The organism is Cupriavidus gilardii (assembly GCF_013347325.1).
Taxonomy (GTDB): domain Bacteria; phylum Pseudomonadota; class Gammaproteobacteria; order Burkholderiales; family Burkholderiaceae; genus Cupriavidus; species Cupriavidus gilardii.
This window is the reverse complement of the sequence record NZ_CP054626.1, coordinates 1,043,107-1,062,437: the sequence shown is the minus strand read 5'-3', so window position 1 is coordinate 1,062,437 and position 19,331 is coordinate 1,043,107. Positions and strand designations below refer to the sequence as shown.

Annotated in this window: 20 protein-coding genes; 4 read left to right on the top strand and 16 right to left on the bottom strand. The window is 66.8% G+C overall.

The window, feature by feature from the left end; translation table 11 throughout:
• The first annotated feature begins 109 nt into the window (after positions 1 to 109).
• Positions 110 to 1,912, top strand: coding sequence for a hypothetical protein (locus FOB47_RS26025; protein WP_217488934.1), 1,803 nt, complete (start codon positions 110 to 112; stop codon positions 1,910 to 1,912).
• Positions 1,913 to 1,983: 71 nt separating this feature from the next.
• On the opposite strand, the gene FOB47_RS15065 is transcribed toward FOB47_RS26025, so the two are convergent.
• Complete coding sequence (locus tag FOB47_RS15065; RefSeq protein ID WP_174781442.1) at positions 1,984 to 2,916, bottom strand: LysR family transcriptional regulator; 933 nt, start codon at positions 2,914 to 2,916, stop codon at positions 1,984 to 1,986.
• 193 nt (positions 2,917 to 3,109) lie between these two features.
• On the opposite strand from FOB47_RS15065, the gene FOB47_RS15060 reads away from it, so the two are divergent.
• The 3 genes from FOB47_RS15060 to FOB47_RS15050 all read left to right on the top strand — a co-directional run bounded on the left by FOB47_RS15060 (position 3,110) and on the right by FOB47_RS15050 (position 6,040).
• Positions 3,110 to 4,372 carry an acyl-CoA dehydrogenase family protein gene (locus tag FOB47_RS15060; RefSeq protein WP_174781441.1) on the top strand — a complete coding sequence of 421 codons (1,263 nt, stop codon included), beginning with the start codon at positions 3,110 to 3,112 and terminating at the stop codon, positions 4,370 to 4,372.
• A gap of 193 nt (positions 4,373 to 4,565) precedes the next feature.
• Complete coding sequence (locus tag FOB47_RS15055) at positions 4,566 to 5,258, top strand: glutathione binding-like protein (protein WP_006578009.1); 693 nt, start codon at positions 4,566 to 4,568, stop codon at positions 5,256 to 5,258.
• Positions 5,259 to 5,647: 389 nt separating this feature from the next.
• Positions 5,648 to 6,040: a helix-turn-helix domain-containing protein gene (locus FOB47_RS15050; RefSeq protein ID WP_023263593.1), complete on the top strand. Its 393-nt coding sequence runs from the start codon at positions 5,648 to 5,650 to the stop codon at positions 6,038 to 6,040.
• Positions 6,041 to 6,057: 17 nt separating this feature from the next.
• Here the strand turns inward: FOB47_RS15050 and ureG are convergent, their stop codons facing one another.
• The 15 genes from ureG to FOB47_RS14975 all read right to left on the bottom strand — a co-directional run bounded on the left by ureG (position 6,058) and on the right by FOB47_RS14975 (position 19,227).
• On the bottom strand, positions 6,058 to 6,681 hold the full coding sequence (gene ureG / locus FOB47_RS15045) for an urease accessory protein UreG (RefSeq protein WP_151023248.1): 624 nt from the start codon (positions 6,679 to 6,681) through the stop codon (positions 6,058 to 6,060).
• A 32-nt stretch (positions 6,682 to 6,713) separates the two neighbouring features.
• Entirely contained in the window at positions 6,714 to 7,406 is a 693-nt protein-coding gene (locus FOB47_RS15040) for an urease accessory protein UreF (RefSeq protein WP_174781440.1), read from the bottom strand.
• A 15-nt stretch (positions 7,407 to 7,421) separates the two neighbouring features.
• On the bottom strand, positions 7,422 to 8,099 hold the full coding sequence (ureE, locus tag FOB47_RS15035; RefSeq protein ID WP_174781439.1) for an urease accessory protein UreE: 678 nt from the start codon (positions 8,097 to 8,099) through the stop codon (positions 7,422 to 7,424).
• A gap of 2 nt (positions 8,100 to 8,101) precedes the next feature.
• Positions 8,102 to 9,820, bottom strand: a complete 1,719-nt coding sequence (gene ureC / locus FOB47_RS15030) for an urease subunit alpha (RefSeq protein ID WP_174781438.1) — start codon at positions 9,818 to 9,820, stop codon at positions 8,102 to 8,104.
• Positions 9,820 to 10,125 (bottom strand): urease subunit beta, encoded by a 306-nt coding sequence (locus tag FOB47_RS15025; RefSeq protein ID WP_053821456.1) that lies wholly within the window; start codon positions 10,123 to 10,125, stop codon positions 9,820 to 9,822. Before FOB47_RS15025 ends, ureC begins: the two co-directional genes overlap by 1 nt.
• A gap of 29 nt (positions 10,126 to 10,154) precedes the next feature.
• Complete coding sequence (locus FOB47_RS15020; RefSeq protein WP_174782442.1) at positions 10,155 to 10,793, bottom strand: HupE/UreJ family protein; 639 nt, start codon at positions 10,791 to 10,793, stop codon at positions 10,155 to 10,157.
• 91 nt (positions 10,794 to 10,884) lie between these two features.
• Entirely contained in the window at positions 10,885 to 11,187 is a 303-nt protein-coding gene (locus tag FOB47_RS15015) for an urease subunit gamma (RefSeq protein WP_174781437.1), read from the bottom strand.
• Positions 11,188 to 11,262: 75 nt separating this feature from the next.
• Complete coding sequence (locus tag FOB47_RS15010) at positions 11,263 to 12,147, bottom strand: urease accessory protein UreD (protein WP_174781436.1); 885 nt, start codon at positions 12,145 to 12,147, stop codon at positions 11,263 to 11,265.
• Between the two features lie 43 nt (positions 12,148 to 12,190).
• Complete coding sequence (gene urtE, locus FOB47_RS15005; RefSeq protein ID WP_174781435.1) at positions 12,191 to 12,883, bottom strand: urea ABC transporter ATP-binding subunit UrtE; 693 nt, start codon at positions 12,881 to 12,883, stop codon at positions 12,191 to 12,193.
• 50 nt (positions 12,884 to 12,933) lie between these two features.
• Positions 12,934 to 13,806 (bottom strand): urea ABC transporter ATP-binding protein UrtD, encoded by an 873-nt coding sequence (gene urtD, locus FOB47_RS15000; protein WP_174781434.1) that lies wholly within the window; start codon positions 13,804 to 13,806, stop codon positions 12,934 to 12,936.
• Positions 13,803 to 15,062: an urea ABC transporter permease subunit UrtC gene (gene urtC / locus FOB47_RS14995; RefSeq protein ID WP_174781433.1), complete on the bottom strand. Its 1,260-nt coding sequence runs from the start codon at positions 15,060 to 15,062 to the stop codon at positions 13,803 to 13,805. Before urtC ends, urtD begins: the two co-directional genes overlap by 4 nt.
• On the bottom strand, positions 15,059 to 16,696 hold the full coding sequence (gene urtB, locus FOB47_RS14990; protein WP_174781432.1) for an urea ABC transporter permease subunit UrtB: 1,638 nt from the start codon (positions 16,694 to 16,696) through the stop codon (positions 15,059 to 15,061). The genes urtC and urtB overlap by 4 nt, the downstream gene beginning before the upstream one ends.
• Before the next feature lie 120 nt (positions 16,697 to 16,816).
• Positions 16,817 to 18,073 carry an urea ABC transporter substrate-binding protein gene (urtA, locus tag FOB47_RS14985; protein WP_053821449.1) on the bottom strand — a complete coding sequence of 419 codons (1,257 nt, stop codon included), beginning with the start codon at positions 18,071 to 18,073 and terminating at the stop codon, positions 16,817 to 16,819.
• Positions 18,074 to 18,275: 202 nt separating this feature from the next.
• Entirely contained in the window at positions 18,276 to 18,755 is a 480-nt protein-coding gene (locus FOB47_RS14980) for a MaoC family dehydratase (protein WP_006576677.1), read from the bottom strand.
• A 19-nt stretch (positions 18,756 to 18,774) separates the two neighbouring features.
• A complete protein-coding gene (locus FOB47_RS14975; protein ID WP_053821448.1) occupies positions 18,775 to 19,227 on the bottom strand; it encodes a MaoC family dehydratase in 453 nt (150 codons plus the stop codon).
• Between the last annotated feature and the right edge of the window lie 104 nt (positions 19,228 to 19,331).

Genomic DNA, 19,331 nt, shown 5'->3' with positions numbered 1-19,331 from the left:
CAGCATGTGACCCGTCGTTGGTTGTGGCGCCGGGTCGACAGCATGTTCGTCGCGACAGCACCCTTCCACGACGCAGAACCGTCCGCGCGCCTTTGATGCCATGCCGGCCATGGACGTCGAATCCATCCTGCCCGAAGGAATTACCATGCCCGTTTCCTACCTGACTTCGATGCCGACCCAGCAGTCCTATGCCGCCAAACCCCTGTTCGAATCGCAACTGCATTTTCCGGAACTGACCGCCGAGCAGCTTCCCGCCTTTATCGAGAACGCCGAACGGCTGCTGCTTCAGGAACAGCGAATCAAGCTGTCGGTCAATGGGACCCCCCTGCCGCTGGCGGAGATGATCGGCCATAGCAACGACCGGGAGGGCGCCGCCATTCTGAAGGGCATCGCGGAAGCCCTGCCTCGCGCCTTCGAGAATCAATCAGACGTCGAGGTTCGCGATCTGGCGTTTTATGAAGCAGCGGGCCTGATTGCCAGTCCAGCGTTCTGGGAGGCAACCGAAGACGCGATGAAGGCGACGCTGAACCGGGGCACCACCAGCGGCGACATCCGCCTGCACGACGCGGCGCAGCTGGGAATGAATGTCACGCTGGCCAGGGACGGGAAAAGCCTTGAGTGCCATATCAGCGCCACCTGGAAGGAGTTCACCGCCGCAGCGAAGTGGCACGCGATGACCGGTCTTGAACCCGTGATGAAGGCGGACGTGCGGATGATGATCCCGCTGGAGCGCAAAGGCGGTCAGCAGGAACTGCGGCCGGCCTTCGTTTATCTGCACGCAATCAGCCCTGTCCCTGAAATCGCCAGCAAGCTCAAGGAACGGAAGACCACACTGGCTCAGGCCCTTCTCAACGCGCTGGCCAGCCTTCCGCTGCTCGGTCGCCTGTTCCGCGGCGTGCAGATCAAGGTGTGTGTCGGGGAAAATTTCCGTGGTCATGGGCTCGCCTACATGCCGGCCCAACTCGGTGGCAGAGACTGGATCGGCCGGGGACATGACAGGCGCCTGGGACACCATCTCGCCGCGTGCACCCACATCACCGCAAAACGACTGACGCGCCGGCCCAACGCGACCCGGCAGCTGACTGGCGCCATGGCAGCGCCCCCGGCAAACGCCAATGAAGTTGCTCCGCTGAAAGTCTTGCTGGCTCACCGGGCTCCCGAATTGAGAGTCAAGGCCAACATTGCGGAACGCATGGACCATTGGGCGTTCCAGCGTGGGCTCAACGATCAAGCAGCAAACGAGATTGCCGGCCAGCCGCCGCAGGAAGTGCCGGCGCGCCCGCTCGATGTTCCGCCGCGGCCCGATGAAATGCCGCCGATCGGCCCGACCGTCGAGGCGCTTCAATCCCAGCTGCAAGAGTTGCAACAAACCCTGGAGGCGGAACGGAGCGCACGGCAGCAGGCGGATACCGAACGCGATGGATTACGCGCGGAAACCGAGAAGCTGCGGCTGCAACTTGCGGCCCTGCATCAGGAGCGATTGCAGCTGACTGGGGAACTCGAAGAGTTGAACGCGAAATTCATGAAGACGCATACCGCGCTGATGGCGACGCGAAGCCCGCTCGTCTCCATGCCGCAAAGCCTGGACGGCGGCCCCATCCCCAACGGAATCGTCAGGAAGCGGGCACAGTCAATCTCGAACCAAAGAAGCACGAGACCCGCGGCGCCTGGCGCCAATACGTCAACCACGACGCCCACAGCCGCGATACAGGCTACACCCGTGGCTCCGGCTACGACCGAGGCTCGGGCTACGACCCAGGCACCGGCTACGACCCAGGCTCCGGCTACGACCGAGGTGCGGGCTACGACCGAGGCACCGGCTACAACCGAGGCACCGGCTACGACCGGAACATCCGCTACATCGGCGACAACCGCCACGACAGGCACGACGACGTCCACGGATGACGCATAGCAGGCCGGGTGAACCGCTTCTTGCCGCCTTGCGCCAGATGGCGGCCGCCCGGCGGCAACGGCGGACGCTCGTCAGCTCGAAACGTCCGCCATACCCGTGCCCAGCTCTCCGATCACCGCCCCCAGCTGCTCCCGCAACCACCGGTTGGCGCCGTCATTCTCCCCGCCCGCATGCCAGTACAAGTGCAGTTCCAATGACGGCACCTTGAACGGCAGCGTCAGCAGGCGGTTGCCGTACGCCTCGTTGGCGATGCGCGCATAGCGCAGCGGCAGCGTCGCCAGCAGGTCGGTGCAGCTGACGATGCGGCACGCCGCCGCGTAGTGCTGGCAGCGCAGCCGCACGCGCCGCGTCATGCCCATCCGGTGCAGCGCCTGGTCTTCCAGCCCCGCCCCGCGCCGCCGCGACGACACGTGCACGTGCTCGGCGGCCAGATAGCGCTCCAGCGTCAATTCCTTCTTCACCAAGGGATGGTCGCGCCGGGCCAGCACCACCATCGGGTCGGCCATGAACTGCGCGTGGTGGATTGCCGGCGAGACCGGCAGCAGGATATCGATCGCGGCATCGAGCGTGCCGGCCAGCAGTTCCGATTCCATCTCGCGGCGGTCGAAGCGGACCGCGGCGATGTCGACGTGCGGCGCCACCGCGGCGACGCGCGACATCAGCGGCGGCAGCAGCGTCGATTCCAGCGCGTCGCGCATGCCGATGGTGAAGCGCCGCACCGTCGCCGCCGGATCGAAATGCGGCGTGTCCTGCAGCGTCCGCGCGAACGACTGCAACGCGGTGCGTACCTCCCCGGCCAGCGAGCGCGCCAGCGGGGTCGGCGCCATGCCCTGCCCGCGCCGCTCGAACAGCGGCTCGTCGAACAGCGTGCGCAATCGGCCGAGCGCATGGCTGACCGCCGGCTGCGTCAGGTTCAGCTGCCGGGCGGCCGCCGTGATGCTGCCTTCGGTATAGATGGCGTCAAACACGACGAACAGGTTCAGGTCGATGCGGGAGAGCTGCATGGCGGCGATTGTGTCATGGAATGCAGCAGATTGATACCATCGGATCTAGAAAATTCATTTTTCATATTCCATCGAATCGGATAGAGTGGCCTCAGTCGGCGTATATCGCGCCCGCCCGCCGCCTGCCGCTCCGCCCCTCATGCGGGACGGCAGCCCCGGCGGGGCCAAATCGCAGGGGTTGTGAGGAGACACCATGGATTTCGAATACTCGCCCAAGGTCAAGGAAATGCGCGCCAGGCTGCTGGCTTTCTTCGACCAGCACATCTATCCGAACGAGAAGCGCTTCCACGCCGAGATCCAGGCCAATCGCAAGGCCGGCAACGCCTGGGTGCCGAGCCAGCTGATCGAGGAACTGAAGCCGCTGGCGCGCGAGGCCGGCCTGTGGAACCTGTTCCTGCCGCGTTCGAAGCGCGCGCCCGAAGGGCTGTCCAACCTGGAATACGCGACGCTGTGCGAAATCATGGGCCGTGTGCCCTGGTCGCCCGAGGTGTTCAACTGCGCGGCGCCCGACACCGGCAACATGGAAACGCTGGAGCGCTACGCCTCCGAGGAACTGAAGGACAAGTGGCTGGAGCCGCTGCTGCGCGGCGAGATCCGCTCCGCCTTCCTGATGACCGAGCCGGACGTGGCCTCGTCCGACGCGACCAATATCCGCTGCCGCATCGAGCGCGATGGCGACCATTACGTGATCAACGGCACCAAGTGGTGGTCGTCGGGCGCCGGCGACCCGCGCTGCAAGGTCTATATCGTGATGGGCAAGACCAATCCCGATGCGGGCCGTCACGAGCAGCAGTCGATGATCGTGGTGCCGGCCGATACGCCGGGCATCACCGTCAAGCGCCATCTGCCGGTATTCGGCTATGACGATGCGCCGCACGGCCACATGGAAATCGAGCTGAAGAACGTGCGCGTGCCGGCGGACAACATCCTGCTGGGCGAGGGCCGCGGCTTCGAGATCGCCCAGGGCCGCCTCGGCCCGGGCCGCATCCACCACTGCATGCGCAGCATCGGCGTGGCAGAGCGTGCGCTGGAACTGATGTGCAAGCGCAGCCTGGAACGGGTCGCATTCGGCAAGCAGATCGCCCGCCATGGCGTCACGCAGGAGCGCATCGCCGAGGCCCGCTGCGAGATCGAGATGGCGCGCCTGCTGACGCTGAAGGCCGCGTACATGATGGACACGGTCGGCAACAAGGTCGCCAAGGCCGAGATCGCGATGATCAAGGTGGTGGCGCCCAATGTCGCGCTGAAGGTCATCGACTGGGCGATCCAGGTGCATGGCGCCGCCGGCGTGTCGGAAGATTTCCCGCTGGCCTCGTGGTGGGCGCACCAGCGCACGCTGCGTCTGGCCGACGGTCCGGACGAGGTGCACCGCAACGCGATCGCCAAGCTGGAACTGGCCAAGCACATGAGCCTGAATCCGGACGAAGTCCAGATGCCGGTCACCCGCGGCGGCTGATGCGGTCTTCACGATAAACAGCATCCGGCGGCCCTCCGGCCGCACGACTCCAGGGCAGCTGCGCCGGCAGCGAGCCATCCACGCGCAGCCTGTCTGCGCGTTTTTTTCTTCTGTGATTAAATGCGTCGGTCCATTCAACCGGCGCTGCGCTGCCGAGTCTGCGGCGCCTTTCTCCCGTCCAGGAGCTTCCTCGATGATCGATGTCTACAGCTGGGCCACGCCCAATGGCCATAAGGTTCATATCATGCTGGAAGAGTGCGGCCTGCCCTACCAGGTGCACCCCATCAATATCGGAGCCGGCGACCAGTTCGGCGAGGAATTTCTGAAGATCAGCCCGAATAACAAGATCCCGGCGATCGTCGACAGCGAAGGGCCGGACGGCAAACCGATCTCGTTGTTCGAATCGGGTGCGATCCTGGTGTATCTGGCCGGCAAGACCGGCAAGTTTCTGCCCGAAGACGTGCGCGGCAAATACGAAACGCTGCAATGGCTGATGTTCCAGATGGGCGGCGTCGGCCCGATGCTGGGCCAGGCGCATCATTTCCGCATCTATGCGCCGGAGAAAATCGAATATGCGATCAACCGCTATACCAATGAGGCGCGCCGCCTCTATGGCGTGATCGACAAGCAGTTGTCGAATCGCCCCTGGCTGGCCGGCGACGAATATACGATCGCCGATATCGCGACCTTCCCGTGGCTGCGCAGCTGGCAGAACCAGGGCATCGAACTGGACGACTATCCGCATCTGAAGCGCTGGTTCAATACGATCGCCGAACGTCCGGCGGTCAAGCGCGGCGTCGAGGTACTGGCACGGGAGCGCAAGCCGCTGCACACCGACAAGGAACGCGAGATCCTGTTCGGCGCGACGCAATACGCCCGCCGCTGAACGGGAAGCAGCTCCGGCACCGAAGGCCCCCAGCGCAAGCTGGGGGCCTTTTTCATTGGACGCGCTCGAGTGCGCGGTGCGCGGCTCGCATCGGCGGCACCGCCGGCGGATTGCCGTCGCCCGTCCTTAAGGAAAACGCGCTGCTCTTTAGTTTATTGAGAGATCGATTCAGGTGAATACCTGTATGACATTCACCTCCGAACATGAGAAAAAAGCGTTACGTGCTTTTGATTTCCCGATGCCGGCGCAGATTTTCAACACTTTACGCAATCTATAGTGTTTATATCGAAGGTTATGTTGTCTGACACCGATTGTGCGACGGACTCTAGGATGTCGAGTCGATCAGGCAAATCCCTTAACTTCCTTCAAATTCCTCTCTCCCCCTTACCATGATCGGCGATCCTCTCAAGCTATTTGGCCAAAGACTAACGGCCCTGCGCAAACAAAGGGGCTGGTCGCAGGAAAAACTCGCGCTCGAAAGCGGAATGGCGCGCTCCTACCTCAGCGGCATCGAGCGCGGGCTGCGCAACGTGGCCCTGATCAACATCTGCACGCTGGCCGACACCCTCGGCGTTCCTCCCGGCGAAATGTTGAAGTTCGATGGCGACAACTCGGTATTGACGGTCGAGGAATTGCGCACGCCGTTCGGTGCGGAAGAAACTACCGCGCAACGCAATGCGCGGCGTTATATGGCAAGGCTCGATAATGACGACCAGGATCTGGTCGCCTCGGTCGCACGTGCCCTCGCCCGCAAGCGCGCCGCCGGACAAAATGCCGCGTGACGGCATCGGCCGCCGGGCTACATTGCCAGCATGCCCTGCCGCTCGATAAAGCGGATCACCGCGTCAAGACCCTGCCCCGACTTGACGCTCCCCATCACGAAAGGCCGTTCCCCGCGCATCTTGCGCGCGTCGCTTTCCATTACCTCAAGGTTGGCGCCAACATACGGCGCGAGGTCGGTCTTGTTGATCACCAGCAGATCCGACTTGGTGATGCCCGGCCCGCCCTTGCGCGGAATCTTCTCGCCGCCGGCCACATCGATCACGTAGATCGTCAGATCGGACAGCTCGGGGCTGAACGTCGCCGCCAGATTGTCGCCACCGGATTCGATGAACACCACGTCGGCATCGGGAAAGCGCGCCAGCATGCGGTCGACCGCCTCCAGGTTGATCGATGCGTCCTCGCGGATCGCGGTATGCGGGCAGCCGCCGGTTTCCACGCCCATGATGCGCTCGGCCGGCAGTGCTCCGGAGATCGTCAGCAGGCGCTGATCCTCCTTGGTGTAGATGTCGTTGGTGATCGCCACCAGGTCGTAGCGCTCGCGCATGGCCTTGCACAGCATCTCGAGCAACGTGGTCTTGCCGGAGCCGACCGGGCCGCCGACGCCGACGCGCAGCGGAGGAAGTGTCTTGGTACGGGTCATGATGTCTCTTCCGATTCGATATGCGGCTGCGCTCAGGAGCGGAACAGCCGGGAGTACTGCGTTTCGTGGCGCGCCGACAGCAGGCCGAGCATCGGCGACAGCGTGGACAACGCGGGCGGCTCGGCATCGGCGCGGCGCGCTGCCTCGGCCACGGCGTCCAGCACGCAGCCATGCATGGCGCGCAGGATCTGCTGGCCGGCGACCTGCCCCAGCGGCACTGCCTTGATCGCCGCGGCGATCTGGTTCTCGGCCCAATTGAAGCAGTAGGCCACCAGCCCGTCGCGCTCGTCGACCTGCAGCGCGACGCAGGCGGCCGCGAACGCCGTCGGCAGGCATACCGGCGACATCGCCGCCAGGCCAGCGCGCAACGCCGGCTCGCCCCATTCCATCTGCGCGACGAGCCGCGCCAGCGACCATCCCATTTGCTCGGTCTCGAGCCGTAACTCGGCGGTCTCCCGGCTTTGATGAAACCAATCGTTCCAATGCCGCACGCCATCGCGGTCGCCCACGCACCACGCACGATGCAGCAGCAGCCACAGCGGTCCTTCGGCATGCGCCTGGACGTGCAGCAGATTGTCGCGAATCCACTGCCGCGCACTGTCGGCATCCCGCACGATGCCGCATTCGATCGCCGCCTCCAGCCCTTGCGAATAGCTGAACCCGCCGATCGGCAACGCCGGCGAGGCCAGATGCAGCAGGGACAGCAGTTGCGGGAGTTGGGTCATGGCAGCGCGAGCGACTCAGTGAGAGTGATTGCAGCCGGCATGGTGTCCTTGATCCCCATGCGAATGATCATGGTCATGCGAGTGCGAGTGCGAGTGCGAGTGCGAGTGCGAGTGCGAGTGCGAGTGCGAGTGCGAGTGCGAGTGCGGGTGCGGGTGCGGGTGCGGGTGCGGGTGCCCATGATGCTCGTGAAACACCGCCTGCGCCGCCGCGTAGTCCTCGGCGAAGGTCGCGTCGTGGCCGTGCTTGTGGCCGCCGCCGTAGGCGCCGGCTTCCGGCTCGAACGGCAGCTCGGCACGTTCTGCCTGCACGCCCAGGCGCATCAGCATGTCCGCCAGCACCGGGTCGTATTCGAGGCGCAGATAATCGCGGCCGATCTCGACCGGCGTGTGCCGGTTGCCGAGATGGTAGGCCGCGCGCATCAGTGCGTGCGGATCGCCGGCCCGTACTTGCAGCACCGATTCCGCTGCCGCCTGTACCTCGACCAACGTGCCGTCGGCGCTCACCAGCAGATCGCCGCCGCGCAGCACCGTGCCGCGCGGCAGGAAGATTGCCGCTTCCTCGCCGTTGTCGAGCACGGCGCGCAGGCGGCTCTTGCTGCGGTCGCCGAACGGCAGCACCAGCTTAGGCGCGCGACGCACCAGAACCGGCGCGATGCCGTGCGGCGCGGGAAGATGCTTGTCGATCTTGTGCATCGTCAGAACAGGAAATAGCGCTGCGCCATCGGCAGCGAGGTGGCCGGCTCGCAGGTCAGCAGTTGGCCGTCGGCAACCACCTGATAGGTCTCGGGATCGACGGTGACGGTGGGCTGCCAGTCGTTGTGGACCATGTCGCGCTTGCTGACCGTGCGTGTGCCGCGCACCGCCGACAGCGTCTTCTGCAGCCCATAACGCCCGCCCACATCCGCGGCCAGCGCGGCCTGCGACACGAAGGTCAGCGAAGACCGGTGCAGCGCACCGCCGGCGCTGGCGAACATCGGCCGATAGTGCACCGGCTGCGGCGTCGGGATCGACGCATTGGGATCGCCCATCGCCGCGGCGGCGATCATGCCGCCCTTCAGGATCAGGCTCGGCTTGACGCCGAAGAACGCCGGCTTCCACAGCACCAGGTCCGCCCACTTGCCGACCTCGATCGAGCCAACCTCGTGTGCCACCCCATGCGTCAGCGCCGGATTGATCGTGTACTTCGCGACATAGCGCTTGACGCGGAAGTTGTCGTGCCCGCCGCGCGCATCGTGCGGATCGCCGGGCAGCTTGCCGCGCTGCATCGCCATCTTGTGCGCGGTCTGCCAGGTGCGCAGGATCACCTCGCCGACGCGCCCCATCGCCTGCGAATCGCTGGAGATCATCGAGAACGCGCCGAGGTCGTGCAGGATATCCTCGGCCGCGATGGTCTCGCGGCGAATCCGGCTCTCGGCAAAGGCGATGTCCTCGGCGATCGACGGATCGAGGTGATGGCAGACCATCAGCATGTCCAGATGCTCGTCGATCGTATTGATCGTGTAGGGCCGCGTCGGATTGGTCGACGACGGCAGCACGTTGGCCTCGCCGCAGACCTTGATGATGTCCGGCGCGTGCCCGCCGCCGGCGCCTTCGGTGTGATAGGTATGGATGGTGCGGCCCTTGAACGCGGCGATGGTCGCCTCGACGAAGCCGCCCTCGTTCAGCGTATCGGTATGGATCGCGACCTGCACGTCGGTGGCGTCGGCCACCGACAGGCAGGTATCGATCGCCGCCGGCGTGGTGCCCCAGTCCTCGTGCAGCTTCAGCCCGATCGCGCCGGCCTCGACCTGCTCGACGATCGGCTGCGGCAGGCTGGCGTTGCCCTTGCCGAGCAGGCCGATATTCATCGGATAGGCGTCCACCGCCTGCAGCATCCGCTCCATGTGCCAGGGGCCCGGCGTCACCGTGGTCGCATAGGTGCCGGTAGCCGGACCGGTGCCGCCGCCGATCATCGTGGTGACGCCGCTCATCAGCGCCTCCTCGATCTGCTGCGGGCAGATGAAGTGGATATGGCTGTCGATGCCGCCGGCGGTCACGATCATCCCCTCGCCCGCGATCACTTCGGTACCGGGACCGATGACGATGGACACGCCGGGCTGGATATCGGGGTTGCCGGCCTTGCCGATACCGGCGATGCGGCCGTCCTTGATGCCGATATCGGCCTTGACGATGCCCCAATGGTCGACGATCAGCGCATTGGTGATCACCGTGTCGACGCAGTCGCGCGCCAGCCGCTGGCTCTGCCCCATGCCGTCGCGGATCACCTTGCCGCCGCCGAACTTGACCTCCTCGCCGTAGATCGTGAAGTCCTTCTCGACCTCGATGACCAGCGCGGTATCGGCCAGGCGCACGCGGTCGCCGGTGGTCGGCCCGAACATCTCGGCATAAGCCTGCCTTCCGATCGTCAACGCCATCACAGCGCTCCCATGATCTTGCCGTTGAAGCCGTAGACGATGCGGTCGCCATCGAGGGCGACCAGTTCGACGGTGCGCGACTGCCCCGGCTCGAAGCGCACCGCGGTGCCGGCGGCGATATTGAGCCGGAAGCCGCGCGCGGCATCGCGATCGAAGTCCAGCGCGGCGTTGGTCTCGTGGAAATGGAAATGCGAGCCGACCTGGATCGGCCGGTCGCCGGTATTGGCGACTGCCAGCCGTATCGTCGCGCGGCCAGCGTTCAGCTCGATCTCGCCGTCGGCGGGAATCAGTTCACCGGGAATCATGGCGTCTCCTGTCTTCGGCCCTTGCGGATTCAAGCCACCATCAGCCCGACGCCATACAGCGCGACGCCGGCGCCAAGGGCGCGTGCGAGCCACGGCGCATGCCGGCGCAGCACGGTGCCGGCGGCGATGCCCGCCAGATGCAGCGTCATCGTCGCCAGCGCGAAGCCGCCGACATAGGCCAGCACCGCGGGCAGCGCGCCGGCGGTTGCGGGCAGCTCGGCACCGTGCGCATGGCCATGGAACAGTGCGAAGCCGCCGACCAGCGCCATCGCGACGCCGGCCGGCAGCCGCGCGCGCAGCGCAACCAGCAGGCCAATCACCAGCAGCGAGGCGGCGATCATCGGCTCGACCGCAGGCAGGGCAATGCCGGCGAGGCCCAGCGCGGCGCCAACCAGCATCAGCGCAACGAACGCCAGCGGCACGCGAACCAGGCCAACACCCGTGCCGCCGCCCGCGCCTGCGCCACCCACCGCCAGCGCGCTCCAGACGCCGACCGCCACCATCGCCAGCAGATGGTCGGCTCCGGTCAGCGGATGCAGCAGGCCGGACGCCAGACTGGCGCCGACGCTGGCGACATCGTGGCCCGGATGTGCCAGTGCCGGCCCGCTGGCAAGCACGGCTGCCGCGGCCGGCAGACATGTGGCAACGCGCGCGAGCCCGCGCGGCATCGCCTGTTGGAAGGGAAGGAAGCGAATCAAACCGGCCATGTTGGTCCTCGGTAGAAAACGAAATCTCGGTGAAACCCAGCGATGCAGGTCCTCAGACGATCGGCTGGTGCACGGTGACCAGCTTGGTCCCGTCTGGAAAGGTCGCCTCGACCTGGATTTCCGCGATCATCTCGGCGACGCCATCCATCACGTCCTCGCGCGACAGCACCGTGGTGCCCGCATGCATCAGCTCGGCGACGGTGCACCCATCGCGCGCGCCCTCCATGATCGCGGCGGTGATCATGGCGACCGCCTCCGGATAGTTCAGCTTCAGCCCGCGCGCGCGGCGGCGCTCGGCCAGCAGCGCGGCGGTGAAGATCAGCAGCTTGTCCTTCTCTCTTGGCGTCAGTTCCATCGCCCGTCCTCGGTATTCCGCTGTTACATCGACTGATTGCATCGACCGATTACGTCGACGCGTTGCATCGACTCGTTACGTCGCCCACAGCCGCAGCGGCCTGGCCGCTACCCCATGGATCGGCATCCGCAAGGCGGCCCACGCCGCCACCATCAGCTCGCGCACCGGCTCGATGCGCGCGCCCAGCACGCGCAGCAGCAGCATCGGCTGCTCGGCGTCGGCCAGGCACGTCACGCCGGCACGCAGATCGGGCCGATACGGCAGGCTTTCGGCAAGCTGCTCGGCCAGGTCCTGCGTCGCGCCTGCGCCGACGGCCCACAGCGTGCCCAGCACCGGCACGCCGTCCAGGCCCACGCGTGCATGGCGCAGCGGCGAATCGGCTTCGAGGCGGGCATGCTCGCGCCACAGCGTGCGCGTGCCTTGCCCGATGCGCGTGTCCATCCACGCGGTGCCGCGCCGCCACTGCTCGCCGGAGGCCTGCCGGCCGAGCACCAGCGCATCCCAGCCGATCGCGCTGGCGCCCGGGGCGACCTCCACCGTGGTCGCGAGCCGCGCGCGCGCATCGTCGAACACGATGTTCTCCTGCGGCAGCCAGTCCAGCCTCGCGCCGGGCGCGACCGCAATGCGCACGCGCTGGCTGGCGTCGCGGCCGAGCGACTTGTACCACTTGGTCGCGCCCGGCGTGGCCAGTACCGCGTGCGCGCCCGGCTCGATGCCGATATCGATGTCGAGCAGGTCGCCGCCCGCGATGCCGGCCGGCGGATGCAGCACCACCGCATGGCAGATGCCCCCTTCCGGATACAGCGGCTTCTGCACCATCAAGGGCCCGGCGTGCCGCCGCTCGACCAGCGCGCTGCGTTCGCCGCGCACCGCGAAGCGCAGCCGCAGGCTGGCGTGCCACGCGGCCGGCATGGCCATCGTCGCGGCAGGATCGTCGGCGGGAAAATCGGGATGGCGCATGGACTCGGCGGAGGCGGAAGCGAACGCGAAGACGGAACGCGGCCTAGACCGCGATCATCTCCCGCACGCCGTGCTCCTCCATGCGGCCGCCCTCGCCGCTGGCCACCACCTCGCCGCGGCTCATCACCACGTAATGGTCGGCCAGATGGCGCGCGAACTCGTAGTACTGCTCGACCAGCAGCACTGTCATGCCGAACTCGTCGACCAGCAACCGCAGCGCGCGTCCGATGTCCTGGATGATCGACGGCTGGATGCCTTCGGTGGGCTCGTCGAGGATCAGCAGCTTCGGCTCGCTCATCAGCGCACGGCCGATCGCCAGCTGCTGTTGCTGCCCGCCCGACAGATCGCCGCCGCGGCGCAGCCGCATCGTGCGCAGCACCGGAAACAGCTGGTAGATCCGGTCGGGCACGCCGGCCGGCTTGCCGCGGCTGGCCGCACCGATCAGCAGGTTTTCTTCGACCGTCAGCCGCGGAAAGATCTCGCGGCCCTGCGGCACATAGCCCAGGCCCGCGGCGACGCGCTCGTAGGGCGGCGCCTTGTCCAGCGTGCGGCCGTGCCAGCGGATCGTGCCGCTGCGGGTCGGCACCACGCCCATCAGGCATTTCAGCAGCGTGCTCTTGCCCACGCCGTTGCGGCCGAGCAGCGTGGTCAGACGGCCCTCCGGCACGTCGAAGCTGACGTCGCGCAGGATATGGCTGCCGCCGTAGTACTGGTTCAATCCGCTGACTTGCAGCATCGGTTTTCCTTTCTGCGCTTCCATTCCGCGCCGCAGTTCGGCGCCGCAGTTCAGCGCCCCAAATACGATTCGATCACGCGTTCGTCGCGCTTGACGGCGTCCAGCGTGCCCTCGGCCAGCACGCTGCCTTCCGCCAGCACCGTAACCTTGCCGGACTCGCCGGCCAGCGCGGCGACGAATTCCATGTCGTGCTCGACCACCATCATCGAGCAACTGCCGCGCAGGCCATTGAGCAGCCTGGCCAGCTGCATCGTTTCCTCGTCGGTCATGCCGGCCACCGGCTCGTCGAGCAGCAGCAACTGCGGCTGCTGCATCAGCAGCATGCCGATCTCGAGACGCTGCTTCTGGCCGTGCGACAACAGCCCCGCCGGCCGGTAGGCCTCGTCTTCCAGGCCCGTCAACGCCAGCGTCTGCTCGATGCGGCGGCGGCCATCGGCGCCGAGCCGCGCGCGCAGCGACGACCACCAGCGCTTGTCGGCCTTCATCGCCAGCTCCAAGTTCTCCCACACCGCGTGCTGCTCGAACACGGTGGGCTTCTGGAACTTGCGGCCGATGCCGGTCTGCGCGATGGTCGGCTCGTTCAGCCGCATCAGGTCGATGCTCTGGCCGAGAAACACGCGGCCGCTGACCGAGGCATTGCGCGGCCCGGTCTTGCCGGTGATCACGTCCATCATCGTGGTCTTGCCCGCGCCATTGGGGCCGATCACGCAGCGCAGCTCGCCGTGGTCGATCGACAGCGTCAGCCGGTTCAGCGCGCGAAAGCCGTCGAACTGCACGGTGACGTCTTCCAGATACAGGATCGGGCCGTGCGAGACATCGATGGTGCCGCGCTCGAGCACGCGGCCCAGGCCGGTGGCGTCGCCGCTTTCCGCCTGCGCCGCGTCGTGGCGCGGATCTGGGTTCGGTTGCGTTGCGGCGATCATGCTTCTCCTCCGCTGCGGGCAGCCGGCACCGGGATTGGTGCGGCGATCGGTGCGGCGGGCGTCGGCGGCGGCACGGACGAAGCGGACGAAGCGGAGGCGGCGGACGGCGCCGGCACGCGCGCACCGTCGGCGCGGCGCAGGCGTGCCAGCAGGCCGACCACGCCGTTGGGCAGATACAGCGTGACCAGCACGAACATCGCGCCGAGCAGGAACAGCCAGTACTCGGCGAAATGCGCGGTGAACAGCGTCTTCGCGCCATTGACCAGGAAGGCGCCGATCACCGGGCCGATCAGCGTGCCGCGTCCGCCGACGGCGACCCAGACCGCCATCTCGATCGAGTTCGCCGGCGACATCTCGCCCGGATTGATGATGCCGACCTGCGGCACATACAGCGCGCCCGCGATGCCGCACAGCACCGCCGAGAAGGTCCAGACGAACAGCTTGTAGCCGAGCGGGTTGTAGCCGGAGAACATCACGCGCGTCTCGGCGTCGCGCACCGCGGTGACCACGCGGCCGAGCTTCGACGTCACGATATAGCGGCAGGCGATCAGCCCGCCCAGCAGCGCGAACGCCGTCAGCACGAACAGCACGGTGCGCGTCTCCGGTGCGGCGATGGCAAAGCCGGCGATGCGCTTGAAGTCGGTGAAGCCGTTGTTGCCGCCGAAGCCTGTCTCGTTGCGGAAGAACAGCAGCATCGCGGCATAGGTCATCGCCTGCGTGATGATCGACAGGTAGACGCCCTTGATGCGCGAGCGGAACGCGAAGAAGCCGAACAGCCAGGCCAGCACGCCGGGCACCAGCACCACCAGCAGCAGCGCGTAGCCAAGATGCTCGGTGCCGTGCCAGAACCACGGCAGCTCCTTCCAGTCGAGGAACACCATGAAGTCGGGCAGCTCGCTGCGATAGACACCGTCGCGGCCGATCGCGCGCATCAGGTACATGCCCATCGCATAGCCGCCGAGCGCGAAGAACAGCCCGTGGCCCAGGCTCAGGATGCCGCAGTAGCCCCACACCAGATCGAGCGCGATCGCCGCCAGCGCGAAGCACATGATCTTGCCGATCAGCGTCAGCGCATAGGCCGACAGATGCAGCGGATGCGTGTCGGGCAGCACCAGCGCGCACACCGGCACCACCACGGCGGCGAGCAGCGCGACCAGCGCCAGCACCAGCCAGCCGCGCGTGGAGAACAGCGGCTGGCGCGCGGGCACCGCCAGCGTGAAAGCGCGCGTTCCGGGATCGATCGAACCTTGCATCATGCCTCCGCGCTGCGCCCCTTGAGCGCGAACAGTCCCTGCGGCCGCTTCTGGATGAACAGCACGATCAGCACCAGGACGATGATCTTGGCCAGCACCGCGCCGTAGAACGGCTCGATGAACTTGTTGATGATCCCCAGGCCGAAGGCGCCGACGATGGTGCCGGCCAGCTGCCCGACGCCGCCCAGCACGACCACCATGAAGGAATCGATGATGTAGGCCTGCCCCAGGTCGGGGCCGACATTGCCGATCTGCGACAACGCGCAGCCGCCGAGCCCGGCGATGCCCGCGCCGAAGGCAAACGCATAGCTGTCGACCTTCCAGGTCCGTACGCCGACGCACGCCGCCATCGTGCGGTTCTGCGTGGTGGCGCGCACGAACAGTCCGAGCCGGGTGCGATTGAGCACGGCCCAGGCGATCGCCACCACGGCCAGCGCGAACACGACGATGACGATGCGGTTGTACGGGATCACCAGCCCAGGCATCCACTGCACGCCGCCGCTCATCCAGCTGGGGTTCGCCACCTCGACGTTCTGCGCGCCGAACAGCATCCGTACCGCCTGCATCAGCAGCAGGCTGATGCCGAACGTCGCCAGCAGCGTTTCCAGCGGACGGCCGTACAGATGGCGCAGCACCAGCCGCTCCAGCACGAAGCCGACCGCGGCGGCGGCGAGGAAGGCCGCGGGCAAGGCCGCCGGCAGATACCAGTCGAAGGCATCGGGCAGATAGGCGCGGAACAGCGACTGCACCAGCCAGGTCGCATAGGCGCCGATCATCAGGAATTCGCCGTGGGCCATGTTGATCACGCCGATCAGGCCATAGGTGATGGCCAGGCCCAGCGCGGCCAGCAGCAGCACGCTGCCCAGGCTCAGGCCGGCGAACAGGTTGCCGATCAGTTCGGCCTGGCGTTCGCTGGCGCGCAAATTGTCGAGGGCCTGCTGCGCGGCGGCACGCAACTGTGCGTCGGGCTCGCGGTACTGGCCGCTGTCATCGCGCTCGACCAGAGGCTGCAGCCGCTGGCGCGTGGCCGGATCGCTGTCGCGGCCCAGAATGCCGATCGCTTCCAGCCGCTCTTCGCGGCTGCCGTCGGCGAGCACGGTATTGGCCCAGATCACGTCGAGTCTGGCGCGCAACGCGGTGTCGGCCTCCGACTGGCGCGCGGCGGCGACGGCCTCGCGCGGCGCGTCCTCGGGACGCTCGAGCAGCGCCGCGATCGCCCGCGCGCGCACCGTGGCGTCCGGGGAGCTCAGCAGCAGGCTGCCGGCCGCGCCGTCGACCTGCGCGCGCAGGCTGTTGTTCAGCGTCAGCGATAGCAGCGCGCCGGCATCGACCTCGACCGGCTTGCCGGTGATCGCGTCGATCGCGCGCTCGCCGTCGACGCGCACCATGCCGATGCCCGGCGCGAACTGCAGCGTGTCGTCCTGCAGCGCCTGCAGGATCGGACCGGCCTGCTTCGGATCGGCCTTGGCCAGCGCGGCGATGGCCGCGCGCTTGGCATCGAAATCGTCGTCGGCCAGGGGCTGCAGATCGGCCTGGGTCAGCGCGGCGGCCGCCCACAGCGCGGGCGCCGCCAGCAACAGCAGCACGGCGAGCGTGGCGCGCCACCAGGGCGCTCGGGGCAGCAGGGGTCGAGGCATGAAATCGGTATCGGAATTCGGTGAAAGAGAGAGGCACGGCTGCGGTGCCGTGCCGCCGGCCGTCCCGCGTGCGGGAGACGGCCGGAAAAGCCGGGTGGCCTCCCCCACCCGGGCCTGGCCTTACATCACCTTGTCCGGCTTGCCCTCGTTGCCCGCGATGAACGGGCTCCACGGTTGCGCACGCAGCGGCTTCGGCGTCTTCCAGACCACCGAGAACTGGCCGTCGCCCTTGACCTCGCCGATCATCACCGGCTTGTACAGATGGTGGTTCTCGCCCATCGTCAGCGTGAAGCCGCTCGGCGCCTTGAAGGTCTGGCCGATCATCGCGGCGCGGACCTTGTTCGGGTCGGTGGTGCCGGCCTTCTTGACCGCCTGCGCCCACATGTGGATGCCGACGTAGGTGGCCTCCATCGGATCGTTGGTCACGCGCTTGTCGCCGCCCGGCAGGTTGTTCGCCTTGACCCAGGCCGCCCATTGCTTCTTGAACGCGTCGTTCTCCGGGTTCTTGACCGACATGAAGTAGTTCCATGCGGCCAGATGGCCGACCAGCGGCTTGGTGTCGATGCCGCGCAGCTCTTCCTCGCCGACCGAGAACGCCACCACCGGCACGTCCTTGGCCTTCAGGCCCGCGTTGCCCAGTTCCTTGTAGAACGGCACGTTGGAATCGCCGTTGATCGTCGAGATCACCGCGGTGCGGCCGCCCTGCGAGAACTTCTTGATGTTGGCGACGATGGTCTGGTAATCGCTGTGGCCGAACGGCGTGTAGACCTCCTCGATATCCTTGTCGGCCACGCCCTTGCTCTTCAGGAAGGCGCGCAGGATCTTGTTGGTGGTGCGCGGATACACGTAGTCGGTGCCCAGCAGGAAGAAGCGCTTCGCGCCCCCGCCCTCCTTGCTCATCAGGTACTCGACCGCGGGAATGGCCTGCTGGTTCGGCGCGGCGCCGGTGTAGAAGACGTTCTTCGACATCTCCTCGCCCTCGTACTGCACCGGATAGAACAGCAGCGCGTTCAGTTCCTCGTAGACCGGCAGCACCGACTTGCGCGACACCGAGGTCCAGCAGCCGAAGGTCACCGCGACCTTGTCGTTGCTGATCAGCTGGCGCGCCTTCTCGGCGAACAGCGGCCAGTTCGACGCGGGATCGACGACCACCGGGACCAGCTTGCGGCCCAGCACGCCGCCGCTCTTGTTGATCTCGTCGATGGCCATCAGCGCGACGTCCTTCAGCGACGTCTCCGAGATCGCCATCGTGCCCGACAGCGAATGCAGCACGCCCACCTTGATCGGCTCTTTTGATTGCGCGATCGCCAGCGGACTGGTACCGATCATCGCCGCGGCGGCCACCGCCGACAGCTTCAATATCTCACGTCGTTTCATTGCAGCTCCCTAGCTCGTATTGGTGTTCGAGGAAGAACGCACCCCGGCAGGGACTTCTGCAACTAGCGTGCCACCAAAAAAGAACGCGGCCTGTGGCCGCGTGGGTGACTGCATCGAGATCACGGCACCGTGGCGGTGCGCGCGCGCCTTGCATCACGATGGTGCGATGACGCAAAGCGGTGCGACGCACCGCGCCGGGGCGTCAGGAATAGCGCCGGCTGATCGATTCGGCGACGCAGACCGGACGATCGCTGCCCTCGCGTTCGATCGTGACCTCCCAGGTCGACTGCGCGCCGACCAGATCCGGTGCATTGGGCGGCGGCGCGATGCGCTCGACCTTCAGCAGCTTGATCCGCGCGCGCAGCCGGCTGCCGACCGGCACCGGCGCGGTGAAGCGCACGCGGTTCAGGCCGTAGTTGACGCCGATCTTGACGCCCGGCATCTGCATCGCGCTCTGCATCAGCGCGGGCAGCAGCGACAGCGTCAGGAAGCCGTGCGCGACCGGCGCGCCGAACGGCGATTCGCGCCGCGCGCGTTCGGGATCGACGTGGATCCACTGATGGTCGCCGGTCGCCTCGGCGAACAGGTTGACCTGGTGCTGCGTGATCTCGGTCCAGTCGCTGACGGCAACCTCCTGCCCCTGCAGGCCCTCGAGCTCTTCCAGCGAAGCGATGGTGCGCATCTTCTCTCCTTGTCCAATGTCAGGACGGCCGGCGGCCGTACATGCCCATGCCCTTGACGGTGCAGACCAGCTCGCCGCGCTGGTTGACCGCCTCCCACTGCGTGTGCACGACGCCGCGATCCGGCTTGGACTGCGACGGCCGCTTGTCCAGCACCGACACAAACACGGTCAGCGTGTCGCCGGCATAGACCGGCTTGAGCCAGCGGATCTCGTCGACGCCGGGCGAGCCCATGCTGGCCGACTTCGACGTCATGTTGTCGACCAGCATGCGCATCATCACCGCGCAGGTCATCCAGCCGCTCGAGATCAGGCCGCCGTAGATGCTTTTCTTCGCCGCCTCCCTGTCGACGTGGAAGGGCTGCGGATCGTACTGCGTGGCGAAGCTGACGATCTCGTCCTCGGTGATCAGCCGCGAACCGAGCTCGCGCCGACTGCCGACGACGAAGTCTTCGAAGTACATGGTGTCGGACATGGGGTCTCCTGGGTCCTCGTATCGAATGCGTTTCTCCCTCGCCTCTCAGCGGGAGAGGGTTGGAAGAGGGGCTGGTGTCGACCGCCATCGGTACTGCGACCGCC

What these genes read in the sequence shown, in the direction of transcription:
- FOB47_RS15055 (WP_006578009.1), top strand. Translation starts at nt 4,566, where the DNA reads ATGATCGATGTCTACAGCTGGGCCACGCCCAATGGCCATAAGGTTCAT.
- urtC (WP_174781433.1), bottom strand. Translation starts at nt 15,062, where the DNA reads ATGATGCAAGGTTCGATCGATCCCGGAACGCGCGCTTTCACGCTGGCG.
- FOB47_RS15025 (WP_053821456.1), bottom strand. Translation starts at nt 10,125, where the DNA reads ATGATTCCCGGTGAACTGATTCCCGCCGACGGCGAGATCGAGCTGAAC.
- FOB47_RS15050 (WP_023263593.1), top strand. Translation starts at nt 5,648, where the DNA reads ATGATCGGCGATCCTCTCAAGCTATTTGGCCAAAGACTAACGGCCCTG.
- FOB47_RS14975 (WP_053821448.1), bottom strand. Translation starts at nt 19,227, where the DNA reads ATGTCCGACACCATGTACTTCGAAGACTTCGTCGTCGGCAGTCGGCGC.
- FOB47_RS15020 (WP_174782442.1), bottom strand. Translation starts at nt 10,793, where the DNA reads ATGCCGCGCGGGCTCGCGCGCGTTGCCACATGTCTGCCGGCCGCGGCA.
- urtE (WP_174781435.1), bottom strand. Translation starts at nt 12,883, where the DNA reads ATGCTGCAAGTCAGCGGATTGAACCAGTACTACGGCGGCAGCCATATC.
- FOB47_RS15060 (WP_174781441.1), top strand. Translation starts at nt 3,110, where the DNA reads ATGGATTTCGAATACTCGCCCAAGGTCAAGGAAATGCGCGCCAGGCTG.
- FOB47_RS15010 (WP_174781436.1), bottom strand. Translation starts at nt 12,147, where the DNA reads ATGCGCCATCCCGATTTTCCCGCCGACGATCCTGCCGCGACGATGGCC.
- FOB47_RS15040 (WP_174781440.1), bottom strand. Translation starts at nt 7,406, where the DNA reads ATGACCCAACTCCCGCAACTGCTGTCCCTGCTGCATCTGGCCTCGCCG.
- urtA (WP_053821449.1), bottom strand. Translation starts at nt 18,073, where the DNA reads ATGAAACGACGTGAGATATTGAAGCTGTCGGCGGTGGCCGCCGCGGCG.
- urtD (WP_174781434.1), bottom strand. Translation starts at nt 13,806, where the DNA reads ATGATCGCCGCAACGCAACCGAACCCAGATCCGCGCCACGACGCGGCG.
- FOB47_RS15015 (WP_174781437.1), bottom strand. Translation starts at nt 11,187, where the DNA reads ATGGAACTGACGCCAAGAGAGAAGGACAAGCTGCTGATCTTCACCGCC.
- urtB (WP_174781432.1), bottom strand. Translation starts at nt 16,696, where the DNA reads ATGCCTCGACCCCTGCTGCCCCGAGCGCCCTGGTGGCGCGCCACGCTC.
- ureE (WP_174781439.1), bottom strand. Translation starts at nt 8,099, where the DNA reads ATGCACAAGATCGACAAGCATCTTCCCGCGCCGCACGGCATCGCGCCG.
- ureG (WP_151023248.1), bottom strand. Translation starts at nt 6,681, where the DNA reads ATGACCCGTACCAAGACACTTCCTCCGCTGCGCGTCGGCGTCGGCGGC.
- ureC (WP_174781438.1), bottom strand. Translation starts at nt 9,820, where the DNA reads ATGGCGTTGACGATCGGAAGGCAGGCTTATGCCGAGATGTTCGGGCCG.
- FOB47_RS14980 (WP_006576677.1), bottom strand. Translation starts at nt 18,755, where the DNA reads ATGCGCACCATCGCTTCGCTGGAAGAGCTCGAGGGCCTGCAGGGGCAG.
- FOB47_RS15065 (WP_174781442.1), bottom strand. Translation starts at nt 2,916, where the DNA reads ATGCAGCTCTCCCGCATCGACCTGAACCTGTTCGTCGTGTTTGACGCC.
- FOB47_RS26025 (WP_217488934.1), top strand. Translation starts at nt 110, where the DNA reads ATGGACGTCGAATCCATCCTGCCCGAAGGAATTACCATGCCCGTTTCC.